Annotated in this window: 1 pseudogene; it reads right to left on the bottom strand. The window is 71.8% G+C overall.

Annotation, left to right across the window (positions count from 1 at the left end):
- A pseudogene (locus tag PUR61_RS44900) lies at positions 1 to 351 on the bottom strand (ATP-binding protein); the annotation flags it as partial.

Genomic DNA, 351 nt, shown 5'->3' with positions numbered 1-351 from the left:
GAGGTCAGGGCGGCTGCCCGGTCGCCGTGCTCGGCCTGCCGGCCGGAGAGGTTGTCGAGGGCCTCCGCGAGGTCGGGGAGGTGGGTGGTGGGGGCGGCGTCGGCGAGGCGTCGACGGATGCCGATGGCTTCGGTGGAGGAGGCCAGGGCGGCTTCCCACTCCCCGCGGCCGGACTGGTTGTTGGCGAGGTTGTTGAGGTATCGGGCGAGGTCGGGGAGGTGGGCGCGGGGGTCGGTGTCGGCGAGCGTGCGGTAATGGGTGACGGCTTCGGTGATGGTGGCGAGGGCTGCGTTCCGGTCACCGAGGTTGGACTGGTGGACGGAGTGGTTGTTGAGGGACTCCGCGAGGTCG

This window comes from Streptomyces sp. BE20 (assembly GCF_036322525.1).
In the GTDB taxonomy this organism is placed as follows: Bacteria; Actinomycetota; Actinomycetes; order Streptomycetales; family Streptomycetaceae; genus Kitasatospora.
This window is presented reverse-complemented; position numbering and strand designations above follow the sequence as displayed.